The organism is Actinoplanes campanulatus, from assembly GCF_014647795.1.
Taxonomy (GTDB): Bacteria; Actinomycetota; Actinomycetes; order Mycobacteriales; family Micromonosporaceae; genus Actinoplanes; species Actinoplanes campanulatus.
The window spans coordinates 256,520-280,761 of the sequence record NZ_BMPW01000008.1; the positions used below are offsets into that span (position 1 = coordinate 256,520).

The window sequence follows — 24,242 nt, forward strand, 5'->3', positions numbered from 1 at the left end:
AACCATGACCAACACAGAGCCGCGTCAGGCGGAGAACTACGCGGCCGCCGGGCGGCGCCAGCCTACCGGCTGGGTGGGGATGGTGGTCTTCGCCGGCGTCATGCTGTTGATGCTCGGCGCATTTCAGGCGATCGAAGGCGTGGTCGCCCTGTTCCGTGAAGACTTCTTTCTGACCACCTCGAACGGCCTTGTCGTGCCGGTGAACTTCACCGCCTACGGCTGGACGCACATCGTGATCGGCCTGATCGCGGTGGGCACCGGGCTCGGCCTCCTCGCGGGCCAGATGTGGGCTCGCGTGGTCGGCGTCATCATCGCCGGGCTCAGCGCGCTGGCCAACCTGGCGTTCCTCCCGGCCTACCCGGTGTGGTCCAGCATCGTGATCGCCATCGACGTTCTGGTGATCTACGCCCTGACCGCGCACGGTCGTGAGATCAAGTACTGACGTTCGCCCGGCCGGGACCGATCGAGGAGGCGGTCCCGGCCGGAGCGGACCATGACCCGCCTGGTCGCCCGGCAGCCGCGGCTCTTGCCGCGGCTCGCCGCGCGTGACCACTCCAACGGCCGAGGCGGCCAGGCGGGCCTACCGCGCGGGGTGATCGTTCTGCTCGGCACCGCCTGCCTCGTGGTGGTGGTGGCCGGCCTGCGCGGGGTGTCGGACCTCGTCGGACCGGTCTTCCTGGCACTCATGCTCGCGGTGACGGTCAGCCCGCTCACCGAGTGGATGCGCCGCCACCGCGCACCGTCCTGGGTGGCCATGACCGTCACCGTGCTGACCGTCTACCTGGGACTGTTCGCACTCGGCGGGGCGCTGCTGGTCTCGGTGTCTCAGCTGATCGACCTGCTTCCGCAGTACCAGGCCCAGTTCACGGGCATCCGCGAGGACCTGGTCCAGGGTCTCGGCTCGTTCGGCATCGACGCCGAGCAGGTGCGGACCGCGATCGCCGGCGCCGACGCCGGCACCGTGCTGGACCTGGTCGGCTCCCTCTTCGGCGGCCTGGCCTCGGTCCTGTCCGACTCGATCTTCCTGCTGGCCGTGCTGCTGTTCATGTGCATCGACGCGGTGAACTTCCCGGCCCGGCTGCGGGGCACCGTCTCGGAACGCCCGCAGGTGGTCGGGGCACTGCGCTCGTTCGCCCAGGGCACCCGGCGCTACCTGCTGGTGTGCACGGTGTTCGGGCTGATCGTGGCGGTGTTCGACGTGGCGCTGCTGTGGTGGCTCGGCATCCCGCTGCCGCTGCTGTGGGGCCTGCTGTCGTTCATCACCAACTACATCCCCAACATCGGTTTCATCATCGGGGTGGTGCCACCGGCCCTGCTCGGCCTGCTCCAGGGCGGCCCCCACCTGATGCTGGCCGTGATCGCGCTGTACTGCGTGGTCAACTTCGTCATCCAGTCGATCATCCAGCCCAAGATCGTGGGCGACGCGGTCGGTCTCTCCGCCACCGTCTCGTTCCTGTCGCTGATCTTCTGGGCCTGGGTGCTGGGCGCGCTCGGCGCACTGCTGGCCATCCCGCTGACCCTGCTCGCCAAGGGCCTGCTGGTGGACATCGACCCGTCGACCCGCTGGATCAACGACCTGCTCGCCGGCGGACCCCCCGGCGAGAAACGGACCCAATCGGGACGGCCCCGTCCCTGACCCCCGAGGAGGAGAACCCCATGACCACGTTCACGGTATGGAAGTTCGACGACCCGCAGCGCGCGGAACAGGCCGCCGGCATCCTCCGGCACGCCCGCGACGAGGGCCTCGTCAAGATCATCGACTACGCGGTGGTCAGCTGGCCGCAGGGCAAGGCCGCCCCGGAGACCCACCACGAGCACGAGAGCGGCCACCGGTACACCGGCTGGGGGGCCTTCTGGGGCATCGTGATCGGCGGCCTCTTCCTCGTCCCGGTCGCCGGCGCGGCGGTCGGCGCGGGCATCGGCGCCCTGGTCAAGGCCACCGAGGGCACCGGCATCGACCGCCAGCAACTGGAGACCATCCGGGCCGAGATCACCGAGGGCACCTCGGCGCTCTTCCTGGTGACCGACCAGGGCAACCTGGACCGGCTCGGCGAACGGTTCCACGGCCTGCACAAGCAGCTGATCGCCACCAACCTGACGGAGGGCGAGCGGGACATCCTCCTGGAGGCGTTCGGTGGCGCGACGCCCTGACCCGGCGTCGCGCGCGGAGACCGGGCGGGAGGCGCGCAAGCGCGTCCCGCCCGCCGCGCACGCCGCATACGAACCGGCCGCCGGCCGGCCGGACCCGGTCGGCGTGCTCACCGGCCAGGAGGGCGACCGGCTCGCGGAACTGCTGCCGATCCGGCACGGGCGGATGATGGCGTCCCCGCTGGCCTTCTACCGCGGCACCGCGGAGCTGATGGCCCGGGACCTGGCCGCCGCGCCCTCGACCGAGCTGGACACCCAGCTCTGCGGGGACGCGCACCTCTTCAACTTCGGCCTCTACGCCTCCCCGGAACGGCGTCTCGTCTTCGACCTCAACGACTTCGACGAGACGCACCCGGGTCCGTTCGAATGGGACGTCAAGCGCCTGGCCACCAGCCTGGCGCTGGCCGGCAGGGAGAACGGGTTCAAACGCCGGGACCGCGCCGCGGTCGTGGAAGCGTCGGTGCGCTCCTACCGGGAGGCGATGACCCGCTTCGCGGCCATGCGAACGCTGGACCTCTGGTACGCCCGCGCCGACCTCGACGAGTTGCGCGAGCAGCTCGGCGACCAGCTCACCCGCACCCGCCAGGAACGGTTGGCCCGGGCCGGGGCGAAGGCACGCACCCGGACCAGCCTCCAGGCGTACCGGAAACTGACCGTCGAGGTGGACGGGCGCCGGCGGATCGTCGCCGACCCGCCACTGCTGGTGCCGGTCGTGGACCTGGTGCCGGACGTGACCCGCAAGCAGCTCGAGGCGCAGATCATCGACCTGATGGCCGGGTACCGCGACAGCCTCGCCGACGACCGGCGGCGGCTGTTCGACGCGTTCCAGTTCGTCGACATGGCCCGCAAGGTGGTCGGTGTCGGCAGTGTCGGCACCCGCTGCTGGATCGTGCTGCTGACCGGCCGCGACCCGGACGACCCGCTGCTCCTGCAGGTCAAGGAGGCCGGGCCGTCGGTGCTGCGCGGCCTGGTGCCGCGGCCCGGCGGGACGGACTTCGGCAACGAGGGTCGCCGGGTGGTGGCCGGTCAGCGGATCATGCAGGCGGCCAGCGACATCTTCCTGGGCTGGCACCGGGTCGAGGGGTTCGACGGACGGACCCGCGACTTCTACGTACGCCAGTTGCGCGACTGGAAGGGCGGCGCCACGGTCCAGGAGATGGACACCCGGACACTGAAGGCGTACGGGGGCCTGTGCGCCTGGACCCTGGCCCGGGCACACGCGTGCGGCGGGGACCGGATCGCGATCGCGGCGTACCTGGGTTCCCGCGACCGGTTCGACAAGGCCCTGGTGACGTACGCCGAGTCGTACGCCGACCAGGTAGAGGCCGACCACGCGGCCTTCACGGCGGCGGTCCGTGACGGCCGGCTGGAGGCTGTCACGGACGTCTGAGCCGAACTTCCCGGGGCAAGCGCCGCCCGTCCTCAGCCGAGGGCGGGCGGCGGCGTCCGTTCCGCCTCGGTGTGCCGGTGCGCGATCAGCGTGACCGCCACCTCGTACGCCACCAGCAGCACCACGATCACCAGCAGCGACGTCCACGAGGACAGCACCAGGGCCAGCAGGATCGCCACGACGAGCCCGCCCACCCGTACCGGATCGAGATTCCGGGCGATGAAGCCGGGTCCCCGGGCCGCGACCACCACCGAACCGGCCCGGACCCGCCGCCAGCCGGCCGCCGTCCACCGCGCCGCCGAGTGGCGCAGCCACACCGGGAACCGGCCCGGCCCGGCCAGGTACGCCAGCAGCGCGATCGCCGAACCGATCACGATGAGCTGCACGTCCCGCTCCCGCAGCAGCCTGAACACCGTGGTCATGGCCGCGTCCACACCGTCGTGGTAGACCCCGGCCGGCATGGCCTCGAGGATCTCCCGGCGCACCGCGCGCAGCACCACGGTGACCGTCACGGCCGCCACCACCAGCCAGAGCCCGAACTGCACCGCTGTCCGGCGGCGCTGCGGCGACACCACGAACGCGGCCAGCAGCAGCAGGATCGTCCCGGCCACGAACAGCGCCAGATACCGTTTCGCCGAGGCGACGGCCTGCTGGACCTCCCACAGCTGCCCGGAGTCGTAGACGGTGAACGTGGCGAAGTCGGCCGGCAACGTCACTCCGAGCGCCTCCTCGACCCGCAGCCGCAGGTTCTCCGGGATGGCGCCGCTGCTCAGGTCGGGCAGCGTGATCTCTTTGCCGAAGAGGGTCGGCAGCTGGTCGCTGAGCTGCCGCAACACCTGGTTGATCAGGGGCAGCAGGTCGATCTGGACACTGTCCTCCCGGGCCGTGACGACATTGCTCTCCCCCTCGACGACGTCGACCACCTTCTGGTGCAACTGCCGGTTCAGCTCCACCCAGATCACCTGGAAACGGTCGCTGCCCAGCACGTTCTGCACCGTCTTGCGGACCTGCTCGCGGATCTGCGCGGTGAGCGGCCCGGCCACGAACGCGGCCTGCTCGGGCAGCACGGTGCGCAGCCGCTGTTCCACGTCGAGCACGCGGAAGACCTCGGTGGTGGAGTACTCGGCGACGGCCGCGTTCACCTTCGGGTCCTGCGGCAGCGGCGCGACGGTGGCCACCCACCGGTCGGTGTTCAGCGTGGTCGTCGCCGCCCACAGCCCGACGACGCTGGTCACCAGCGCGAAGGCGGCGACGACGGCGAGCACGGCGGCCACGCCCCGGCGGATCGCGCCACCCCGCGACGGCCTTCGGCGCCGCTCCCCTTCGAGCTGGGCACGCAGAGCGGCCACCTCCGCCCGGAGCCGCTCGATCTCCTCGGAGCCGGGTACGCCCACCGGCGCCGTCTCCTCCACACGCTCGTCCTCCGGGCCGGTACCGTCCGGGGAGCCGGTCGGTGGTGATTCGCTCGGCGGAATGGTCATGGTCTGCTCCTCGCCGGCCGGAAAATCGACGGCCGGCGTTCTACCGGCCCCCTGCCGACGGTTCCTCGCGCGCCCCTGAAGGCACCTCATCCGGCGTGGATGAACCCCGCCCCACGGCGTACCGGCGGTTCCGGCGGCCTCCGGAGTTCACCCTCGGCGGATGACGTGGCCCGGTCCGCGGCCCAGCACGCTGGACACGATGACATCGGGCGCCAACGAGCTGGGGGAAGCGATGAGCGGGAGGCTGACATGAGCGGAACGGAACTGGGCGAGATGGGCCCGGTCGACTACCTGTGCGTCGAGTTCCCCGAGGGGAGCCTGAACGGGACGGCGCTGCCGCTGCTGATGGACCTGGTGGACCGGCAGATCATCCGGGTGCTGGACATCCTCTTCGTCCGCAAGGAGCACGGCGGCGGCGTGACCGCCTTCGAGCACAAGGAGATCGACGTGAGCGGCTTCGGCGTCTTCCAGGGCGCCGCGTCCGGCATGCTCGGCGGCGACGACTTCCGCGACATCGCCGGCGTCCTGGAGGAGGGATCGGCCGCGGTGATCCTGGTATACGAGAACCTGTGGGCGGCGCCGCTGGCCACCACCCTGCGCCACAACGGGGCACATCTGGTGGCGGGCGGGCGAATCCCGGTGCAGGCGCTGATGGCGGCCCTCGACGAGACCGAGGAGGCCGCCGAGGCCTCCCTCCAGGGAAGGTGATCGCGATGCCCGGACTGTTGCGTGGCATGGCACGGACCGCGGTGGTCGCCGGCACGGCGACCGCGGTGTCCAACCGGGTCTCCCGGAGGCAGGCGGGCCGGTGGGCCCAGCAGGCGCCTCCGCCCCAGCAGCAGCAGTACTACGAGTCGGCGCCTCCGCCTCCGCCGGTGGACGACACCTCGGCGCAGCTCGAACAGCTCCAGCGGCTGGGCGAACTGAAGGCGCAGGGGGTGCTCACCGAGCAGGAGTTCCAGGAGCAGAAGGCCCGCATCCTGGGTCGCTGACCAGCGACTCGGGACAGGCCCGCGCCGGTCACCGTGCGGCTTCGAGCCACGGTGGCCGGCGCGTCCCATGTTCATGGGGTCGTCGATGCCGGGGCCGCCCGCACCACCGAGGTGCGGGCGACCTTGTCGTGCAGGGCCTGCCGCCGCCGGTCGATCAGCAGCCACAACGCCCCGATCGGGAAGTACGCCAGCATCAGGCCCCGGAGGAACGAGGCGAACCAGCCCGGCGTACGCCCGTCGGCACGCACCACGCGCAGGCCGAGGAACGCCATCCCCGGCGTCCGGCCGGCCAGCATCCAGAAGACGGCGCAGTAGAGCGCCAGCACCGCGGGCAACAGCACCAGATAGGACGACACGACCAGCCGGGCCAGCTCCCACGCCCCGGAGCCGACGATGGCGGCGACCACCCCGAAGACCAGCGTCGCCCCGCCCGTGAACACGGCCACCACGACCGCGTCCACCGTGTACGCCAGGAACCGGCTCACCAGCCCGGCGTACTCGCTCATGTCGTCGGATCGATGAGTTGACCGCGACCGGTCATCCGGAGGGTGATCCGGTCCACGGCGGCGTCACCGGCCGCCGCGCCCGACCGGACCCGGCCCACCACGTCGCCGACCATGCTGTCGCGCTGCCCCCGCACCAGGGCCCGGATCCGGTCCGGCTCCCGTTCCAGCAGTTCCAGCACCCGGGCGAGCTGGATCTCCACGACCCGGTCGACGATCCGCGAGGTGGCCAGCGCGGTGATGGCGTTCTCGATCACCCGGTTGCGTTCGGAGGCGCCGAGCTCGGCGAGCCCGGTGAGATCGTCGAGCCGGACCTCCTTGATCCGCGCCCGGGCCTCGTCCCGGAGCCGGGTCAGTGTCTCGCCGGCCCGCTCCCCGGCGCGGATGGCCGCGCCGATCGCCACGTCGCCCAGTTGCAACAGCCCCGGCGTACTCATCGCGCCACCTCCGCTTCGCTCCGGCGTCGCCATGAGTTGAAGACTGAGCTGAATGATTCGCTCGCAAGCTCGCTCATCGCGCCACCTCCGCTTCGCTCCGGCGTCGCCATGAGTTGAAGACTGAGCCCGATGATTCGCTCGCAAGCTCGCTCATGACGCCACCACGGCGGTCTGTCTCGCGGCGCGCCGGCGGAAGACCGCCTTGCGGATCTCGGTGGGCAGGATCACGATCGAGCCGGCCACCAGGCAGATCAGCCACTGGCCCAGGTCCAGGCTGGTGGTTTGCAGGATCTTCTGGAACAGGCCCAGCTCGGTGCCGAGCAGGATGGCGGTCACCGACATCCCGGTGGTGATCAGGAACCGCCGGTCGTCGAAGGTCTCCAGGCTGAACACCGACCGGAGCTCGCTGCGCGCGGTGAGCGAGAACGTCAGGTTGGCGATCGAGAAGGCGGTCAGGCCCATGGTGCGGCCCGTGTCCAGGCCGTACCTGTTGTCGGCCCACCCGATCACCGCGAGGGTGACCACGCCCATCACCAGGCCGATGAAGCTGAGCCAGCCCAGCGAGCTGCGGCTCAGCAGCGGCTCGTCGGACTTGCGCGGCTTGCGCTGCATGATGTCGGCCTCGGCCTTGCCGTAGCCGAGCCCCACCGCCTGGAACACCTGCGTGGTGAAGTTCAGCCAGAGGCTCTGCAACGGCACGAACGGCACACCCGCGGCGATGTTGCCGATGCTGGCCGCCAGGAACGTGACGACCATGCCGATCAGCACGCCGATCTGGAAGAAGATGTACTTCTTCAGGTTGGCGTAGAGGGCCCGGCCCAGCTCGACGGCCTTCACGATGGTGGCGAAGTCGTCGTCGGTGAGGATCATGGCGGCGGCCTCTTTGCTGACCTCGGTGCCGGTGATCCCCATCGCGATGCCGATGTCCGCCTTCTTCAGCGCCGGCGCGTCGTTCACGCCGTCGCCGGTCATCGCGACGATGTGGCCCTTGCGCTTGAGCACCTCGACGAGCCGTACCTTGTGCTCCGGGGTGACCCGGGCGATCACGCCGATCCCGTCGATCTCCCGATCCACCTCCTCGTCGCTCATCGCGCCGAACTCGGCGCCGGTGATCGCCCGGCCGCGGATGCCCAGCTTGCCGGCGATGGCCGCGGCGGTGACCGCGTGGTCGCCGGTGATCATGCGGACCTCGATGCCGGCCGTGTGCGCCTGGGTGATCGCGGCCTGCGCCTGCGGGCGGGGCGGGTCGACGATGCCGATCAGCGACAGCGGGGTCAGATCGTCGAGCAGAGCGAGCAGGTCGGCGGCCGGGTCGAAGGTCGCCGGGTCGAAGTCGCGGCGGGCGGTGGCCAGCACCCGCAGCCCCTGCCGGGCCAGGCGGGTGTTCTCGGCCAGATATTTCACGCCCATCTCGTCGGCCACGGCCGAGCGGGCCAGCACCTGGTCCGGCGCGCCCTTGACGAAGCAGCGGATCACCTCGGCGCCGTCCGGGCCGGTCATCCGGTGGAACGTCGCCATCATCTTGTACGCCGCGTCGAACGGCAGCTCGGCCACCCGCGGGTACCGTTCCCGGGTGGTCACCGAGTCGATGCCGCCCTTCTCGGCGAGCACCACCAGCGCGCCCTCGGTCGGGTCGCCGATCAGGTTGCCGTCGGTGACCACCGCGTCCGAGGCCAGCACCATCGGCAGCAGGTACTCCTCGAGATCGACGTCCCCCTCGCCGGCCACCCGCTTGATCACGCCGTCGATCGAGTAGCCGCCGCCGGAGATGGTGTAGCGGTGCCCCGGGATGGCCATCTCGATCGCGGTCATCTGGTTGAGCGTCAGCGTGCCGGTCTTGTCGGAGTTGATCGCCGAGGTGGAGCCGAGCGTCTCGGTCGAGCGCAGCCGCTTCACGATCGCGTTGGACTTGGCCAGCAACTGCGTGCCGAGCGAGAGGATCGTGGTGACCACGGCGGGCAGACCGGTCGGGATGGCCGACACGGCGAACGCCACCGCGGCGGTGAACACCAGTGTGAACTCGTTGCCCCGGGCCAGGTTGATGATCACCGAGGCCACCAGGGCGAAACCGGCGATCACCAGGATCTGGTTGGTGAGCTTGCTGAGCTGCCGGGTGAGCGGCGTCTCCGCGTCCTTCTCGGTCTGCAGCATGCCGGAGATCCGGCCCACCTCGGTGGTCATGCCGGTCGCGGTGACCAGCAGCTCGCCCGTGCCGCGGGTGACGTTGGTGTTCATGTAGGCCATGTCGGACCGGTCGCCCAGCGCGGTGTCGGCCGACTTGACCGGGTCCACGTCCTTGGCCACCGGCAGGCTCTCACCGGTCAGCGCCGACTCGTCGATCTCCAGCGTGGCCGCGCGCAGCAGCCGCCCGTCGGCCGGCACCACGTCGCCGGCCTCCATCACCACCACGTCGCCCGGGACCAGCTCCTCGGCGGGCACCTCGGCCAGCGCGCCGTCCCGGCGTACCTTGGCCTTGATGATCATCATCTTCTGCAGGGCGTCGATGGCGGCCGCCGCCTTGCCCTCCTGCTGCAGGCCGAGCGCCGCGTTCAGCAGCGTCAGGGCGATCAGCATGATGCCGGTGCCCCACTGCTTGAGCGGGTAGAGGCTACCGATGCCGGCGGCGAGCAGCACCAGTTGCATCGGGTCCGCGTACTGCCGGAGGAAGGCGCGCCACCACGGCTCCTTCTTCGCCTCGGCGAAACGGTTCGGGCCGTACCTCTCGCGCCGGATTGTCACCTCCTCGGCGCTCAGGCCGCGCTGCCCGTCGACCTTCTCGGCCGCGAGGGCCTCCGGAACCGACAGCACGTGGAACGCGGGCTCCTCACCCGCGTCCGGTGGAGACGTCATGGTCGCCATAGTCATCCCTCCGGGGTGAAGATCCTCAGCGGTACGGACGGGGGTAGGGTCGGGGCGCCGGATGGGCCGGCACCGGCACGATCGCGGTCTTGGCGGTTCCGGCGACCAGTGAGCCGATCGCGACACCGAGAACGAAGTTGAGCCCGGCCGTGAAGACCCGGGAGCCGAGCGACTCGTCGGTGACGAACGGCGCGAGCATCGCCACCACGGTGGCCAGGGCCATGACCCAGCCGAAGAACCGCATCGGCCGGGGCGTGGTGATGATCAGCACATGGACCAGGCCGGTCGCGGCGAGCGCGGCCAGCGCGGCGCCCAGGGCGTACCAGCCGGTGGAGGCGTCGCCCCAGACACCCTGGCCTTTCGGGGCGAGCACGTCGACGTTGAACAGGCCGCGGCCGAGCAGGACGCCGGCGATCGCGATGAGGGCCGCCACGGCCGCGGTGGCCGCGCCGCCGGCCCACAGTTTTCCAGCGTTCACGGTGGGACTCGGCCGGGGGTCGGTCGGCGCGTTATAGCCGGTCATGTAGTCCTCCTCAAGGACGCGGGCTACCGTCCCGAGCGTCGCCACGGTGACTTCCCGGCACCTCATCCGGCATGGATGAACGTCTGACCAAGATCAACTGATCGGCCGAATTCATCACATGGTTACCGGCCGGTAGTCGACGTAACGTTGCTGGTCAGGCCCGAACCGGGCCGCCGCCGGCACGAGGAGTCCGATGTTCCACCGCACCACCGCCGACCCGTCTTTGCGCCGTGGCATCACCCAGCAACGCCTCGGCCGCCGCGACGCGCTCCGGATCGGTGGCCTGTCCGCGCTCGGCGCGGCGCTGGCCGCGTGCGGTGTCCCCGGCCAGACCCGGCCGGAGGCGGCCTCCAGCTCCGGGCTCGCCACCTTCTGGGAGGGTCGCAAGCAGAACGGCACGGTCGACTTCGCCAACTGGCCCCTCTACATGGACCCGTCGAAGCCGGAGCTCGCGAAGTTCACCGGGCGGACCGGCATCACGGTGAATTACGAAGAGGTCATCCAGGAGATGGGCCCCTGGTTCGCCAAGGTACAGCCACAGCTCTCGGCCGGGAAACCGATCGGCTACGACCTGATGGTAATCACCAACGGCATCCAGTTCGGCCGTTTCCGCTCAGCCGGCTTCCTGGCCCCGCTCGACCACACCCGCCTGCCGAACTTCACCGCGAACGCCGCCGCGAAGTACACCGAGGAGTCGTTCGACCCGGCCAACGTGTTCAGCGTGCCGTGGGCCTCCGGGATCACCGGCATCGCCTACGACCCGGACAAGGTCGACGGCCCGATCACCAGCCTCGCCGACCTGTGGAACCCCCGGTACAGGGGCAAGGTCGGCATGATGTCCGACACCACCGAGCTGGCCAACTTCGGCATGCTGGCGGCCGGCATCACCCCCGGGCGGTCCACCGAGGCCGACTGGAGCAAGGCCGCCGCCCAGCTCCGCCGGCAGAAGGACGCCGGCATCGTCCGCAACTACTACGAGCAGGACTACCTCGACGCCCTCGGCAAGGGCGAGATCTGGATCTCGCAGGCCTGGTCCGGGGACATCTTCCAGAAGAACATCTCCGACGGTACGAACTTGAAGTTCGTCATCCCGGACGAGGGCGGAACCCTCTGGACCGACAACCTCGCGATCCCGGTGACCGCCGCCAACCCGGTCGACGCCATCACGCTGATCGACTTCTTCTACGAGGTGGAGAACGCGGCGTCTCTGGCCGGGTACATCAACTACGTCTGCCCGGTCCCGGCCGCCCAGGAGCAGATGCGCAAGGACGCCGCCACCCGGTCCGGCGACGACCGCACCACCCTGGAGGCGGTCGCGAACAGCTCCCTGGTCTTCCCGAGCGACGCCGATTACGCCCGCCTGCACCACTACGCCAGCTTCAACACGGCCGAGGAACAGCAGACCTTCGCCAAGATCTTCGACCCCATCGTCCTGAGCTGACCCCACGAGGTCCGTTTCCGACCCTTTCCGGTACGCGAGTCCTCGCGCCCGTCTCATCAGGACTGTTCCGTCCGGTCGGCGCGCGCTCACTGCCAACTCCGGCCTCTGCCGCGCCCGCCGGGCGTAGATCGGTTGGACACCCCGGCATTTGCTACCGCTCGCTCCGGGTGGGTGGTTGCGCTTTGTGCTTGCCAGGCGACCGGGGCGTCGCTCCCGGCCGTCACGCCGGTCGCTCCGGGCGGATGGTTACGGTCATGCCTCCCAGCCAACCGGGCACTGCTCCCGGCCGCCCCGTCAGTCGCGCCGGGTGCGTGGTTGCGCTTGATACCGGTCGCGCCACGGAGAAGCCGTCGAAAGTCACTCACCGCAACCCCCCTTTGCCGCGAGATTCGGCCGGTCACCGTCGGCCGCGCGAGTCATCCGCAAGCATCGAGGTAGATCTTGGGTAATCGTCGCCAGGGCGCGATCTTGCGCCATCGCGGTCATCCGGATGTATCCGATAACCCAAGGTCTTCCAGCGGAAATGGATCGTGGGCGACGATTGACCGCCCGACAACAACCAGGAACCAAGATCGGCCCGAAAGCCGCCATCACCCAAGATCGCCGGCAAATCGGGGTGACGCCGCAGCCATCCGAATGCGCGACTCGACATCGCGGCCACCCACAACCGAGAAACAGGCTCTCTGGTTACCTCTATCTTCCACAAGGGCCGGTGAACGGGGTTCCTCACTCACGCGGAGTTCCGGTCGACCGGACTTTCAGCGGTGAAAGCACACGAAAGGCGCCACGTGCGCGGCCATCGCGGCGATAGACCACATGGGCGACCACGACACTGCCACCGTGCGCGCCCACCCACCCTCACGAAAGCGCGCCCGCCCACAGCGAGCGACCGGCGCAACGGCCGCAAGCACGCAACACCCGTGCCTGGGCAAACCGTGACCACCCCACTGCGGGCGAGCGGCGCTACGGCCGGGGGAACCCGGGAGCCCGGCCGGCGACACCGCGCCCACCCGCCCAGCGCGACCGGAAGCAGGGCGGCGATCCGGCCGTGACCGGCGGCAGATCAGGAAGTGGCGGTCGGCCCGGCCTGCCCGGGCACCGATCTGCGCCCGGCGGGCGCGGCACAGGCCGGTGCGGGCAGCGGGATCGCGCCGACCGGACGGGACGGCCCTGTTGAGACGGGGACGAGGACACTCGTACCGGAAAAGATCTTCAGGCGGTGAGGAGGCGGTGGGCCTGGGTGGCGACGGCGGGTGAGGTGACCGGCTCCCAGGCGGTGAAGAGGTCGGTGAAGTAGGCGCGGTTGGCGGTGAGCAGCGACGGGTCCTGTTCCATGACGTCGAGCTCGTTGACGATCGTGAGGTCGACGAACGGGGTGACCTGGTCCTCGTTGAGGCGGGTGACCTCGCCGGTGAAACGGTCCGCCACCGTCCGGTTGACAGCCAGGTCAGGCCACGTCCGGTCGCGATCGCACGACCCGTACAGATAGACGAGCTCCTCGGCGGCGGGGCCGATCAGATCGCGTAGCGCCTCGCGTTCGCCCCAGAAGAGCAGGGCCAGGTCGAAGCCGTCGGTGCCGTACACCGCGTGGGTCAGGCCGGCGAACTGCGTGACCGGCGTGTGCCCGAGCGCGCCCAGCCGTTCCTGGACCCGGCACAGGTGGGCGTACAGTGTCCCGCCCGGATGCCGCACCGTCTCCGTCCCGTGTGAGCGCAGCCATGCCCGTACCTCTGCTTCGGTCTGCATGGAGAAGCACCCTAGTAAGGATGATCCTCAATGCGCCATGAGCACGAAGTAAGCCGATAATCACACTATGGGGGCCTTGGACGCGGTTGGCCGCGCCCCAGAATTGCCGGGAAACAGCGGGCCGGGTGACGGACAGGTACCGGGTGTGAGGACATTGAAGCCGGACCGGGAGTCACGCTTTCGGGCGCTCTACGCCGACACCTATGCCGATGTGCTGCGGTTCGCCCAGCGCCGCGTGCATCCCAGCCACGCCGAGGACGTCGTGGCCGACACCTTCCTGGCCGCCTGGCGCCGGCTGGACGTGGCGCCCCGCGAGCACGGCGACGCGCGGGCGTGGCTGTTCGGGATCGCCCGCAACTGTCTACTGAACGCCCGGCGCGGGCTGGGCCGTCAGGACGCCCTGGCGGTGCGGCTGGCCGAGGTGCGCCCGGCCGCCGGGGCCGTCGAGGAGTCGCTGACCATCCTCGGACTCGACCCACGGATGGAGACCCGGCCGTGAACAGCATCGACGAGACACTGCGCACCATGGACGCCGCCGAGGAAGTCACCGGCGAGCAGCAGCACCGGGCCGCGGACACCCTGGAGCGGATCCTGGCCACGGAGCCGGACCGTCCCCGCCGGAGCAGGACGCGGCTCGTCCTGGTGGCCGCCGCGGTCGCGGTCCTGGCGGGCGGCCTGACACAGCTACCGGACGGCGATCGCGCGTACGCCTCCTGGACTCCGGCCCCGACGGCCCTGACCGAAGCGGAGATCGCCGTGATCGGCCCGGAGTGCCGGGAGGCGCTGCGGGACATGGATGAGGCGCGGCTGGCGCTGGCGGAGCGGCGCGGCGACTTCGCGATACTGCTCTACCGCACCGAGAACCCGGACATGTCGGGTTCCTGCCTGGTGCGTAACGTCCCCGGCAGCGACGACGTGGACGATGTGATGGCGGGGACGGGCGGTGGCAGCGGCCCGGCGCAGGTGGTGTCCGGGAGCGGCTTCACCCAGGGGGCGATCGCCGATTTCCGGGGCGCGTCGATCACCGACGGCGCGGTCGGCCCGGACGTGACCGGTGTCACCGTGCACGCCGGAAAGCTGACCGCCCAGGCCACGGTGAGTGACGGCCGCTATGTCGTCTGGTGGCCCGGACCCGCTTTCACCAGGAACGACGATGGCGACCCGACAGTGATGATCACTTATGACCTGACCCTGCGTAACGGCACGATCGTCGCCGACGCCCAGCCGACGCGCCCGAGCTGACCCCGGCTGTCACAGATCCGGAAGTCCGGGTGTCTTGAGGTCGTCCAAGGCAAACGACGAAGGAGTCGACATGGAAGCTCGTCTGGATCTGCTCAGCAACCCGGTGGCCAACAAGATCATCAAGCACTTCACGGCGGCCGGCCTGGCGGTCAAGGACGCGGGCCTGCCGGCCGCGACCCGGGAGCTGGTGCTGCTGCGGGTCAGCCAGATCAACGGCTGCGCGTTCTGCGTCGACATGCACAGCAAGGACGCCGCGCACGCCGGGGAGACCGCGCAGCGGCTGCACCTGGTGGCGGTCTGGCGGGAGGCGACGGTGTTCACCGACGCCGAGCGGGCCGCGCTGGAGCTGGCCGAGGAGGCCACCCGGATCGCGGACGCGGCCGGCGGGGTGTCCGACGAGGTGTGGGAGAACGCCCGCAAGCACTACGACGAGGACCAGTTGGTCGCGCTGATCGCGACGATCGCGACGATCAACGCGTTCAACCGGTTCAACGTCATCGTGCAGCAGCCGGCCGGCTGGTACGAGGTCGGCATGCACTCGTGACGATCACGCCGTCCGCCCGGCCCCGGCTGGGCGGACGGCGGTCTCACGCGGGCTGGAAGAGCTCGACCAGGTTGCCGGCCGGGTCACGCAGCAGGATCTGGCGGCCACCGGGGCCGGAGACCGGGTCGCCCACGAAGCTCAGGCCGGCCTCACCGAGGCGGGCGATCTCCGCGTCCAGGTCCGCGAAGACCAGGTGGATGCGGTTGCGGCCGGGGTCGGCGGAGTCCTCCGGGGTGGCCCGGGCGCCGGAGCTGGCCGGGCCGGAGAGCAGCAGGCGCAGCGGGCCCCGGGTGACGTCGGCGAAGGCCGGGGCGCGGTCGGTGAGCACCTCGAATCCGAGGTGGGTGGTGTAGAAGTCGAGCGCGGCGGGCACGTCGTCGACCAGGTAGCGAACCGTGGCGTACTGATCGGAAGCGGTCATCGGAGCGGCTCCTTCAGGAAGTGGTGGACGCGGGTGCCGATCTCCGCGGCCGTCCGCGTGAAGGCCGCGTAGTCGTCTCCCGGATCGGGCAGGCTCCAGTGCCGCGTGCGGCCTCCGAAGTCGGGGCAGTTCTCCCGGGCCCGGTCGCAGAGGGTGATGACGTGGTCGAAGCGGCGCCCGGTGAGCGTGGCGAGATGGCGGGTCTCCGCCGGCGCGTCCTCGATGCCGAAGCTCTCCCGCAGCACCTGGGCGGTGTGCGGATGGACCCGCGGTTTCGGCCGGACGCCGGCGCTCAGGACGGTCACCGCGCCGGCCGTGCGGTGGCGCAGCAGGGCCTCGGCGATCGGTGACCGGGCGCTGTTGCCGGTGCACACGAAGAGCACCGAGCCGGGCCCGGCGACCGGTGGAGGGCCGGCCGTGGTCAGCGCCGGGTGCAGGGCGGACGCCGTGGCGGTGAGCTCGGCGGCGCAGCGGGACAGGTCCAGGTGGTAGTAGGTGTCCCGGGCGTCGTGGGCGCTGCGGGTGGCGGCGACCAGGCCGCCGTCGCGCAGCAGCCGCAGGTGGTAGGAGACCAGGTTCTGCGGCTGGCCGACCCGGGCGACCAGCTCACGGACCCGCAGGTCGCCGCCGGCCAGCTCGGTGAGCAGCCGCCAGCGCAGCGGGTGCCCGGCGAGGCGCGGGAACGGGGGTACATCCATGACCGCACGTTACATCAAGACAATTTGATCCAACTATCAAACATGGCGTTCACATTCGTCTATGTCTTAATATCCCGAGAAAGTTTCGCGTCCACGGCGTACCCGAAGGGAACCCCCATGCGCCGACGCCTTTCCCCCGTCCTCGCCGCTCTCCTGATCTCCTCCGCGGCGGTGGCCGTCGTGACCGGCCCACAGCCGGCCGCGGCCGCTTTCGCCACCGACGACTACTGCCTCGGTGAGTGCTCCGACATCCTGCCGCCCGGGCAGAACGGGGACGCCGACCTCGCCACGATCCTGGCCCACCAGGCCTTCGGCACCATGCCGGCGAACGCCTCGAACCAGCTCGCCCCCTACGCCAACCTCACCTACGGCTACACCGGCCTGACCCCGCAGCAGATCGGCACGTTCTTCAACGACGCCTCCTACGGCGTCCCGGCCGCCCAGGTGGCCAGCACGACCACGCCGCGCACGGACGTCACGATCGTCCGCGACAAGGCCCTCGGCATCCCGCACGTCACCGGCACCACCAGGGCCGGGACCATGTTCGGCGCCGGGTACGCGGGCGCACAGGACCGCCTGTTCCTGATGGACCTGATGCGCCACGTGGCCCGGGGCAGCCTGACCGGATTCGCCGGTGGCGCCGCCGGGAACCGCGATCTGGAGCAGAGCGTCTGGCGCAACTCCCCCTACACCGAGGCCGACCTCCAGGCGCAGCTCACCGCGCTGCGCAACTCCGGCACGCGCGGAGCCCAGCTGTACGACGACGTCGGGCAGTACCTGGCCGGCGTCAACAAGTACATCGACGACTGCATGGCGGCCCGGGACTGCCCCGGCGAGTACGTGCTCACCGGCCACCTCGACGCGATCACCAACGTCGGCGGTCCCGAGGACTTCGTGATGACCGACCTGATCGCGGTCGCCGGGGTGATCGGTGGGCTGTTCGGCGGGGGCGGCGGCACCGAGATGCAGTCCGCGCTGGTCCGGGTAGCGGCCCGGGCGAAGTACGGCAACACCGTCGGCGACCAGGTGTGGCAGCAGTTCCGGTCGCAGAACGACCCGGAGGCGGTGCTCACCCTGCACGCGGGGCAGTCGTTCCCGTACACGCCGGGCAACCCGAACGCGGCCGGGGTGGCCATGCCGGACGCCGGCGCGACCCCGGAGCCGCTGATCTACGACCGCACCGGATCCGCCGCCACCGGCGTGACCGGGGAGAGCGCGATCGCCGGATCACTGGGCACGCTCACCGTCGACAGCGCCCACCGGGGCATGTCGAACGCCGCCGTGGTCAGCGCCGCGCACTCGGCCACCGGGCACCCGGTCGCCGTCTTCGGCCCGCAGACCGGCTACTTCGCCCCGCAGCTGCTCATGCTGCAGGAGCTGAAGGGGCCGGGGATCAGCAGCCGGGGTGTCGCGTTCAGCGGCCTCAACCTCTACACACTGCTGGGCCGCGGCCCGGACTACGCCTGGTCGGCCACCTCGTCGGTGCAGGACATCACCGACACGTACGCGATCCGGCTGTGCAACCCGGACGGCAGCGCGCCCACGACGGCGTCGTCGCACTACCTCTACCACGGCGCCTGCACCGCCATGGAGACGCTGAGCCGGACGAACTCGTGGGCGCCGACGACCGCCGACTCCACCCCGGCCGGGTCGTACCGGCTGACCATGCTGCGCACCAGGTACGGCCTGGTCACCTGGCGCGGCACGGTCGGCGGGACACCGGTGGCGTTCACCAGTCTGCGGTCCACCTACGGGCACGAGGCGGACTCGGCGATCGGCTTCCAGATGTTCAACGAGCCGGCCCAGATGGGTACGCCGGCCGCGTTCACGAACGCGGCGTCGACCATCGCCTTCGCGTTCAACTGGTTCTACGTGAACTCGTCGGACACCGCGATGTTCACCTCCGGCACCGAGCCGGTCCGCCCCGCCACGGCCGACCCGAACCTGCCCACCTGGGGTGACGCCGCGAACGAGTGGACCGGTTTCCGGCCGGCGAGCGCCCACGCCCAGGCGGTCAACCAGGACTACTTCGTGAGCTGGAACAACAAGCAGGCGGCCGGCTACTCGGCGGCCGACGGCAACTTCAGCTTCGGCGCGGTGCACCGCGGCGACCTGCTCGACGCGCCGCTCAAGGCCGGCGTCGCGGCCGGGACGAAGTACGACCGGGCGTCACTGCTCAAGGTGGTCCACCAGGCCGGCCTCACCGACCTGCGCGGAAAGGAAGTGCTGCCGAACCTGCTGCGGGTGATCGACTCCGCCGCCGTCACCGACAGCACCCAGGCGGCCGCGATCGCCAAACTGCGCGGCTGGCTGACGAACGGCGCGCTGCGGAAGGAGACCGCCTCGGGCAGCAAGGCCTACACCGACGCGGACGCCATCCGGATCTTCGACGCCTGGTGGCCGAAGCTGGTCCAGGCGCAGTTCTCCAGCGGTCTGGGCACCGGGCTGTTCGACGCGCTGGTCGACACGCTCCAGATCAACGAGTCGCCGTCCGGGAAGCAGACCGGGCCGGTCTCCGACCTGCCGCATTCGGCCAACGCGGCCCAGGGCCACAAGGGCAGTTCCTTCCAGTACGGCTGGTGGGGCTGGGTCGACAAGGATCTGCGCGCGGTCCTCGGCGACAGCGTGCCGAACTGGTCCACGAGGTACTGCGGCGGCGGCACCGTCAGCGCCTGCCGCACCGCCCTGCTGACCAGCCTCTCCGCGGCGATCGCCGAACCGGCCGCCACCACCTACCCGGCCGACGAGCACTGCGCGGCCGGCAACCAGTGGTGCGCGGACGCGATCGTGCAGTCCCCGCTCGGCGGCATCACGCACAACCTGATCGCCTGGCAGAACCGGCCCACCTACCAGCAGGTCGTCTCGTTCCCGGCCAAACGCGGTGACGTCATCACCAACCGGGCGGCCGGGAAGGCGGTCACCGCGTCGAGCGTCCAGTCCGGCAACGCGGCGGCCAACGCGGTCGACGGAAACCCGTCGACCCGCTGGGCCAGTTCCTGGTCCGACAACCAGTGGATCCGGGTCGATCTGGGTGCGTCGCTTCCGGTGGGGCGCGTGCAGATCTTCTGGGAGTCGGCGTACGCGTCCGCGTACCGCATGGAGACATCGAACGATGGCAGCGCCTGGACCCAGACCGGTGCCGTGGCCGGAGGCAACGGCGGCGTCGACAACGTCGCGCTGACCCCGGCCACCGCCCGCTACGTCCGCCTTACCGGGATCACGCGGGCGACCCAGTACGGCCTGTCGATCTACGAGCTGGAGGTGTACTCACATTGACGCTACATATTGACGCTGCACATTGACGCCTTACGTTGACGCTTCACATTGACGCCGAGATGCAGAACGGGTGGCCGGCCGGGTCGAGCAGGACCCGCCAGCGGTCCGGCTGCGGCTGGAAGTCCGGCTTGGTGGCGCCCAGTTCGAGGATCGCCGCCTCGCCGGACTCCAGGTCGTCGACACCCAGCTCCAGGTGGGACTGCTTCGGCACGTCCCCGTGCGGCCAGGTCGGTGGCACGTACTTGTCGACCTTGACGAAGCCGAGGCCGTTGCCGGGCTCGCCCAGATAGACGAACTCGTCGGAGGAGAAGGCGACCTCCATGCCGAGCAACGTGCTGTAGAAGCCGGCCAGGGCGGCCGGGTCGTCGCAGTCCAGGGAGAAACCGACGTACTTGGCGAGGGCCATGATGGTGCTCCTTTCGTCGGTTCCGACCCTGCCACCCATGACTGACATCCTGTGTCAGTCTTCTGTGGCAGGCTTTCCGGCATGCGCGCCAGCCGGTTGCTGTCCCTCGTCCTGCTGCTCCAGGACCGCGGGCGGCTCACCGCACACCAACTCGCCGCGGAGCTGGACGTGTCGGTGCGGACCGTCTACCGCGACATCGAGGCGCTCGGCGCGGCCGGGGTGCCGGTCTACGCCGAGCTGGGCGCGGGCGGCGGCTACCAGCTGGTCGACGGCTACCGGACCCGGCTCACCGGGCTCACCCCGCAGGAGGCCGGCGCCATCCTGCTGGCCGGGGTGCCGGAGGCGGCCGCCGAGCTCGGCCTGGGCGCGGTCCTCACCACCGCCGAACTGAAACTGCGGGCGTCCCTGCCGGCCCGGCTCGCCCGGCACGTCGACGAGATCCGCGACCGGTTCCACCTCGACGCGGCCGGCTGGTTCCGGGAGACCGAGACCCACCCGCACCTGACGGCGCTGGCCGGGGCGGTGTGGAACCGGCGGCGGGCCCGGATGCGATACCGCCGCCATCGTGCCCCGCACGAGGTGGACCGGCTGATCGACCCGCTCGGCATCGTGCTCAAGGCCGGGGTCTGGTATTTCGTGGCCCGGGTGGACGGGTCGGCGCGCACGTACCGGGTGGCGACGATCCTCGACCTGACCGTCCTGGATGAGACGTTCGAGCGGCCGGAGGGCTTCGACCTCGCGTCGACGTGGGCGGAGTGGGCGATCGACTTCGAGCGCCGCCTGCACCGCGGCGTCGCCACGGTCCGCTTCTCCCCCGCCGGCCTGGAGCGCATCCCGTATCTGATGACCCGTGCCATGGCCCGCGACGTGTCCTCGGGCGTGGGCTCGCCCGACCCGGACGGCTGGACCACGATCACCCTGCCCATCGAGTCGGTCCGGCACGCCCACGCCGAGTTCCTTCGCCTGGGCGCCGACGTCGAGGTCCTCGAACCAACGGAGCTGCGGGACATGATGCGTGCCAGCGCCACCGCCATGACCCACCTCTACGGCTGATCGCCCCGCCACAACTCGGCGAGGCTCGCGGCCGCCTCCTCGTCACCCACGTCCGCCAGCGGGCGCAGGTATCGGACCGCCTGATCCACATCGCCGCGCCGGGCCAACAGACCGGCGAGCCGCCGGGAGACGCTGCGATCGCCGCGGTCCGCTCGTGGGCGGAGCAGACCGATCGCCTCCTCGACGTCGCCTTGCTCGGCCAGCAGGTCGGCCAGCCGTCCAGCGGGCTCCGCGTCGTGCCCGGATGCCCAGGGCCGTAGCAGGTCGATCGCCTCCCCGGCCCGGCCCCGCTTCGCCAGCAGACCCGCGAGCCTGAGAGTGGCCTGCACATCGCCAAGCGCCGACCGCGCCCGCAGCTCGTCCTCCCTGCCCTGCCGGGCCAGCAGTTCGGCCAGCCATCTGGCCGCTCCCACCTCGTCCGCGTCGGCCCGCTCACGCAATTCGCCCAGGCGTCCCTGCTCGCAGAGCACCTGGGCCAGCCACGGCCCGGCGAACAGATCACCGGCCGCCACCAGCGCCCGTAACTCGTCGGTGTGCTGCCGCTTCGCGAGCAGGGGCGCCAACTGCATGGAAGCGAGCACATCGTCGCCGCCGGCGACCAGGGGCCGCAACAACTCCAGCGCCTCGTCGTCCGCACCCGCGCCGGTCAGCAGGGTGGCCGCCAGCCTGGCGGAATGCCGGTCGTTCGGGGCGAGGTCCCACAGGATGCGGATGGCCTCGTCCACCTCGCCGGCACGAGCCAGGGCATGGGCCAGGTGCCGGCCGGCAATCGGGTCGCCGCCGTCCGAGCGGGCCCGCAACGCGCCGAGATCGCCCTGCTCCACCAGGAACAGGGCGAGCGCCACGGCGGCATCCCGGTCCCCGGCATCGGCACGCGCCCGTACCTCGTCCACACCGCCCTGCCGGAGCAGCACGACGAGCAGCCAGTGGTCGGCGTTCGCGTCACCCGCCTCCGCCCGGGCGCGCAGTTCGCCGGCGCGCTCGCCCAGCACCAGCAGGTCGACCAGGCGGTCAGCAGCGGAGGCGTCCCGGTCGGCGATCCCGTGCAGGACGCCGATCGCCCCGTCCAGATCGCCGCGGTCGACCAGCAATTCGGCCAGCGTCCGGGTCGCCGCCACGTCGCCGGTGCCGGCCCGCGCCCGGAGGACGCCCAGGTGCACCGGGCCGAACAGGTGCTCCTGAACCAGGACGTGCCGGAACTGGTGGATCGAACCGGACCGCCGGAGGACACCGTGCCGATAGGCCTCGGTCAGGAAGCGCTCCAGGCGCCACGGCAACCAGCCCTGCACCGCGAGGCGGACGTGGGCCAGCCGCCAGCGCGCCCAGGCCCAACCACCGGCGGCAAACGCAGCGGTCGAGCCGTAGAGCAACGCCGCCGTCACCCCGACCGGCACCGGCGGTGTGCCCGTCACCGCTGCCGCGGCGGCGAACACCGAGCCGGTCGCCAGGGCATGCCCGACCGCCGCCACCGCCGGCCCGTCCTCGCGCAGCGTCGCCGGCCCCCGCACGGTGATCCAGACGAATGCGAGCATCGTGGCCACGAGACCGGCCAGCAGGGCGGCGGCGGTGTATGCCGTGATGAGCCCGATGAGATAGCCACCGCCGAGGCCGTAGACGAGCGAAACCCCGAGCGGCTTACGAAGCCGGGCCACACCCTCGTGCCGGCCCGGAAAGATCACCCGCAGCCATCCGAACGCACCACAAAGGAAGGCCAGGACCGCCCCGGCCACGGCGGCCGTAACGGAGAATCCGGCGGCCGCGGCGAGCACGCCGCCGACCGTCCCGACGGTCGCGGCCACCGCGATCGTCGTCTCCGTCCGCACACGCTCGGGCCGGACCGTGAGCAACCCCGGATCAAGCTGCCGCCAGCGCACGTCCCGGGTGCCCGCGGCGTACAGGTGATAGGCCATGCAGCCCAGCCAGCGCCGTTGCCGTGCACCCGGGTAGGCGGTGGCCAGGAACGCGTCCATCAGTCGCCCGGCGATCTCCGGCCGGCTGCCGAGGGTCAGCAGCTCGGCCGGGTCACCGCCCGGCTCCTGGTAGGCGGTTCGGGCCATCGACACCATCAGCGGTGTGGACAGCGTCCGCACCAGCGGATTCCCCTTGCCGGCGGTGCGCAGGTGGGAGAGAACCGGCTCCCACCGGGACCGGCCGGACTCCGGGTATGAGAGGTAGGCCACCGCGGCGTCCACATCGACGGCTTCGAGTTCGACCACCGCCGCGGTGGTCAGGACGTGGCCGGCCCGCTCGTACTCGCCGATGCGGGAGGTCAGGACCAGGGGGCGGCCCGCCGACGCGTGGTCGTCGAGTGCCCGCAGAGCCGGGCCGATCGCCGGGCCGGGCAACTCGTCCAGGCCGTCCAGCAGCGGCAGGACCCGGTTCTGCTCGACCAGGCGGCAGGCCACCGTGAGCGGGTCGCCGTACCGGCTCAGCACCGGTCGATGATCCTCGGCGAGCCGGCGGGCGAGGAGACCGTCGAGCGGTCCGGCCGGATCCCAGTCGCTGATCGGCACCAGCAGCGGGATCGGCTCGCCGTCGGTGCGGGTGCGGAGCAGGCCCAGGGTGAGCAGCAGGGCGAAGACGCTCTTGCCGGCGCCCGGCTCGCCGAGCACCACCAGCTGGCGGCGGGGCAGGGCCCGGAACGCGGCGACGATCTCGGTGTTCAGCTCGTCGGTGCGGCCGGTCAGCGGAAACTCACGCCAGTCACCGGCCGCGGCCGTGCCGAGGACCGCCTGCCGTCCCGCCGCCGGGCGGCCCGTCGACGACCAGCGGACCAGCACCGGGGCCGGTCGGGTCACCTCCCGGCGGACCGCCTCGGCGGCCCACGCGTTCTCGATCGGGGCGAGCAGGTCGGCGACCACCCGGTCCAGGTCCGGGCCGGGTCCGGCGCGGTGGCGGGCCCGCTCGATCCACACGACGGCCGCGGCCAGCGCCGCGACGGCCGACCACACCGCCCACGGCCACCACCACCAGTCGCCGGGCGGGTTCACCGTGTTGGTGGCCATGTTCCCGGCGAGCGCGAGCGCGACCCCGGCCAGCAGGGCGGCGATCGGCGACGGTCTCACCAGATGAGTATCGATGC

The 24,242-nt window shown here is 71.1% G+C and carries 22 protein-coding genes; 12 read left to right on the forward strand and 10 right to left on the reverse strand.

The features are described 5' to 3' along the window. Positions 1-4 precede the first annotated feature (4 nt). From IEZ13_RS17635 to IEZ13_RS17650, 4 genes are read left to right on the forward strand one after another with little or no spacing between them, the layout of a single operon-like run. Positions 5-442, forward strand: a complete 438-nt coding sequence (locus tag IEZ13_RS17635; protein WP_183218762.1) for a DUF7144 family membrane protein — start codon at positions 5-7, stop codon at positions 440-442. A gap of 51 nt (positions 443-493) precedes the next feature. Then, the gene (locus tag IEZ13_RS17640) at positions 494-1,636 is read left to right on the forward strand and encodes an AI-2E family transporter (protein WP_183218763.1); all 1,143 of its coding nucleotides are present in this window, start codon (positions 494-496) and stop codon (positions 1,634-1,636) included. 20 nt (positions 1,637-1,656) lie between these two features. Beyond that, complete coding sequence (locus IEZ13_RS17645; RefSeq protein WP_183218764.1) at positions 1,657-2,151, forward strand: DUF1269 domain-containing protein; 495 nt, start codon at positions 1,657-1,659, stop codon at positions 2,149-2,151. After that, a complete protein-coding gene (locus IEZ13_RS17650; protein ID WP_183218765.1) occupies positions 2,135-3,538 on the forward strand; it encodes a DUF2252 domain-containing protein in 1,404 nt (467 codons plus the stop codon). Before IEZ13_RS17645 ends, IEZ13_RS17650 begins: the two co-directional genes overlap by 17 nt. A gap of 32 nt (positions 3,539-3,570) precedes the next feature. Here IEZ13_RS17650 and IEZ13_RS17655 read toward each other — a convergent pair whose 3' ends face one another. Further along, positions 3,571-5,019 (reverse strand): hypothetical protein, encoded by a 1,449-nt coding sequence (locus tag IEZ13_RS17655; protein ID WP_229794762.1) that lies wholly within the window; start codon positions 5,017-5,019, stop codon positions 3,571-3,573. A gap of 249 nt (positions 5,020-5,268) precedes the next feature. Between IEZ13_RS17655 and IEZ13_RS17660 the strand changes: the two genes are divergently transcribed. Next, positions 5,269-5,727: a DUF6325 family protein gene (locus IEZ13_RS17660; protein ID WP_203833693.1), complete on the forward strand. Its 459-nt coding sequence runs from the start codon at positions 5,269-5,271 to the stop codon at positions 5,725-5,727. 5 nt (positions 5,728-5,732) lie between these two features. Beyond that, positions 5,733-6,011, forward strand: coding sequence for an SHOCT domain-containing protein (locus IEZ13_RS17665; RefSeq protein ID WP_183218766.1), 279 nt, complete (start codon positions 5,733-5,735; stop codon positions 6,009-6,011). A 71-nt stretch (positions 6,012-6,082) separates the two neighbouring features. Here the strand turns inward: IEZ13_RS17665 and IEZ13_RS17670 are convergent, their stop codons facing one another. The 4 genes from IEZ13_RS17670 to IEZ13_RS17685 all read right to left on the reverse strand — a co-directional run bounded on the left by IEZ13_RS17670 (position 6,083) and on the right by IEZ13_RS17685 (position 10,333). After that, the gene (locus IEZ13_RS17670) at positions 6,083-6,517 is read right to left on the reverse strand and encodes an RDD family protein (RefSeq protein ID WP_183218767.1); all 435 of its coding nucleotides are present in this window, start codon (positions 6,515-6,517) and stop codon (positions 6,083-6,085) included. Next, the gene (locus tag IEZ13_RS17675) at positions 6,514-6,951 is read right to left on the reverse strand and encodes a hypothetical protein (RefSeq protein WP_183218768.1); all 438 of its coding nucleotides are present in this window, start codon (positions 6,949-6,951) and stop codon (positions 6,514-6,516) included. The genes IEZ13_RS17670 and IEZ13_RS17675 overlap by 4 nt, the downstream gene beginning before the upstream one ends. A 150-nt stretch (positions 6,952-7,101) precedes the next feature. Next, positions 7,102-9,801, reverse strand: a complete 2,700-nt coding sequence (locus tag IEZ13_RS17680; RefSeq protein ID WP_229794763.1) for a cation-translocating P-type ATPase — start codon at positions 9,799-9,801, stop codon at positions 7,102-7,104. 34 nt (positions 9,802-9,835) lie between these two features. Next, on the reverse strand, positions 9,836-10,333 hold the full coding sequence (locus IEZ13_RS17685) for a DUF6069 family protein (protein ID WP_183218769.1): 498 nt from the start codon (positions 10,331-10,333) through the stop codon (positions 9,836-9,838). A 193-nt stretch (positions 10,334-10,526) separates the two neighbouring features. On the opposite strand from IEZ13_RS17685, the gene IEZ13_RS17690 reads away from it, so the two are divergent. Continuing rightward, positions 10,527-11,774 (forward strand): polyamine ABC transporter substrate-binding protein, encoded by a 1,248-nt coding sequence (locus tag IEZ13_RS17690; RefSeq protein ID WP_183218770.1) that lies wholly within the window; start codon positions 10,527-10,529, stop codon positions 11,772-11,774. 1,212 nt (positions 11,775-12,986) lie between these two features. Here IEZ13_RS17690 and IEZ13_RS17695 read toward each other — a convergent pair. After that, a complete protein-coding gene (locus IEZ13_RS17695) occupies positions 12,987-13,520 on the reverse strand; it encodes a DUF6817 domain-containing protein (RefSeq protein ID WP_183218771.1) in 534 nt (177 codons plus the stop codon). 145 nt (positions 13,521-13,665) lie between these two features. On the opposite strand from IEZ13_RS17695, the gene IEZ13_RS17700 reads away from it, so the two are divergent. The 3 genes from IEZ13_RS17700 to IEZ13_RS17710 all read left to right on the forward strand — a co-directional run bounded on the left by IEZ13_RS17700 (position 13,666) and on the right by IEZ13_RS17710 (position 15,306). Beyond that, entirely contained in the window at positions 13,666-14,019 is a 354-nt protein-coding gene (locus IEZ13_RS17700) for an RNA polymerase sigma factor (RefSeq protein WP_203833692.1), read from the forward strand. Beyond that, on the forward strand, positions 14,016-14,762 hold the full coding sequence (locus tag IEZ13_RS17705) for a hypothetical protein (protein WP_183218773.1): 747 nt from the start codon (positions 14,016-14,018) through the stop codon (positions 14,760-14,762). The genes IEZ13_RS17700 and IEZ13_RS17705 overlap by 4 nt, the downstream gene beginning before the upstream one ends. A gap of 70 nt (positions 14,763-14,832) precedes the next feature. Continuing rightward, complete coding sequence (locus tag IEZ13_RS17710; RefSeq protein WP_183218774.1) at positions 14,833-15,306, forward strand: carboxymuconolactone decarboxylase family protein; 474 nt, start codon at positions 14,833-14,835, stop codon at positions 15,304-15,306. Positions 15,307-15,349: 43 nt separating this feature from the next. On the opposite strand, the gene IEZ13_RS17715 is transcribed toward IEZ13_RS17710, so the two are convergent. Continuing rightward, entirely contained in the window at positions 15,350-15,727 is a 378-nt protein-coding gene (locus IEZ13_RS17715) for a VOC family protein (protein ID WP_183218775.1), read from the reverse strand. Next, positions 15,724-16,425, reverse strand: a complete 702-nt coding sequence (locus IEZ13_RS47745) for an arsenate reductase/protein-tyrosine-phosphatase family protein (protein WP_183218776.1) — start codon at positions 16,423-16,425, stop codon at positions 15,724-15,726. Before IEZ13_RS47745 ends, IEZ13_RS17715 begins: the two co-directional genes overlap by 4 nt. A 117-nt stretch (positions 16,426-16,542) precedes the next feature. On the opposite strand from IEZ13_RS47745, the gene IEZ13_RS17725 reads away from it, so the two are divergent. Beyond that, positions 16,543-19,701: a penicillin acylase family protein gene (locus IEZ13_RS17725; RefSeq protein ID WP_183218777.1), complete on the forward strand. Its 3,159-nt coding sequence runs from the start codon at positions 16,543-16,545 to the stop codon at positions 19,699-19,701. A gap of 43 nt (positions 19,702-19,744) precedes the next feature. Here the strand turns inward: IEZ13_RS17725 and IEZ13_RS17730 are convergent, their stop codons facing one another. After that, positions 19,745-20,107, reverse strand: a complete 363-nt coding sequence (locus IEZ13_RS17730) for a VOC family protein (RefSeq protein ID WP_183218778.1) — start codon at positions 20,105-20,107, stop codon at positions 19,745-19,747. An 81-nt stretch (positions 20,108-20,188) separates the two neighbouring features. On the opposite strand from IEZ13_RS17730, the gene IEZ13_RS17735 reads away from it, so the two are divergent. Then, on the forward strand, positions 20,189-21,160 hold the full coding sequence (locus IEZ13_RS17735; RefSeq protein ID WP_183218779.1) for a helix-turn-helix transcriptional regulator: 972 nt from the start codon (positions 20,189-20,191) through the stop codon (positions 21,158-21,160). On the opposite strand, the gene IEZ13_RS17740 is transcribed toward IEZ13_RS17735, so the two are convergent. Continuing rightward, the gene (locus tag IEZ13_RS17740; protein WP_183218780.1) at positions 21,151-24,225 is read right to left on the reverse strand and encodes an NACHT domain-containing protein; all 3,075 of its coding nucleotides are present in this window, start codon (positions 24,223-24,225) and stop codon (positions 21,151-21,153) included. The genes IEZ13_RS17735 and IEZ13_RS17740 overlap by 10 nt on opposite strands. Positions 24,226-24,242 lie beyond the last annotated feature (17 nt).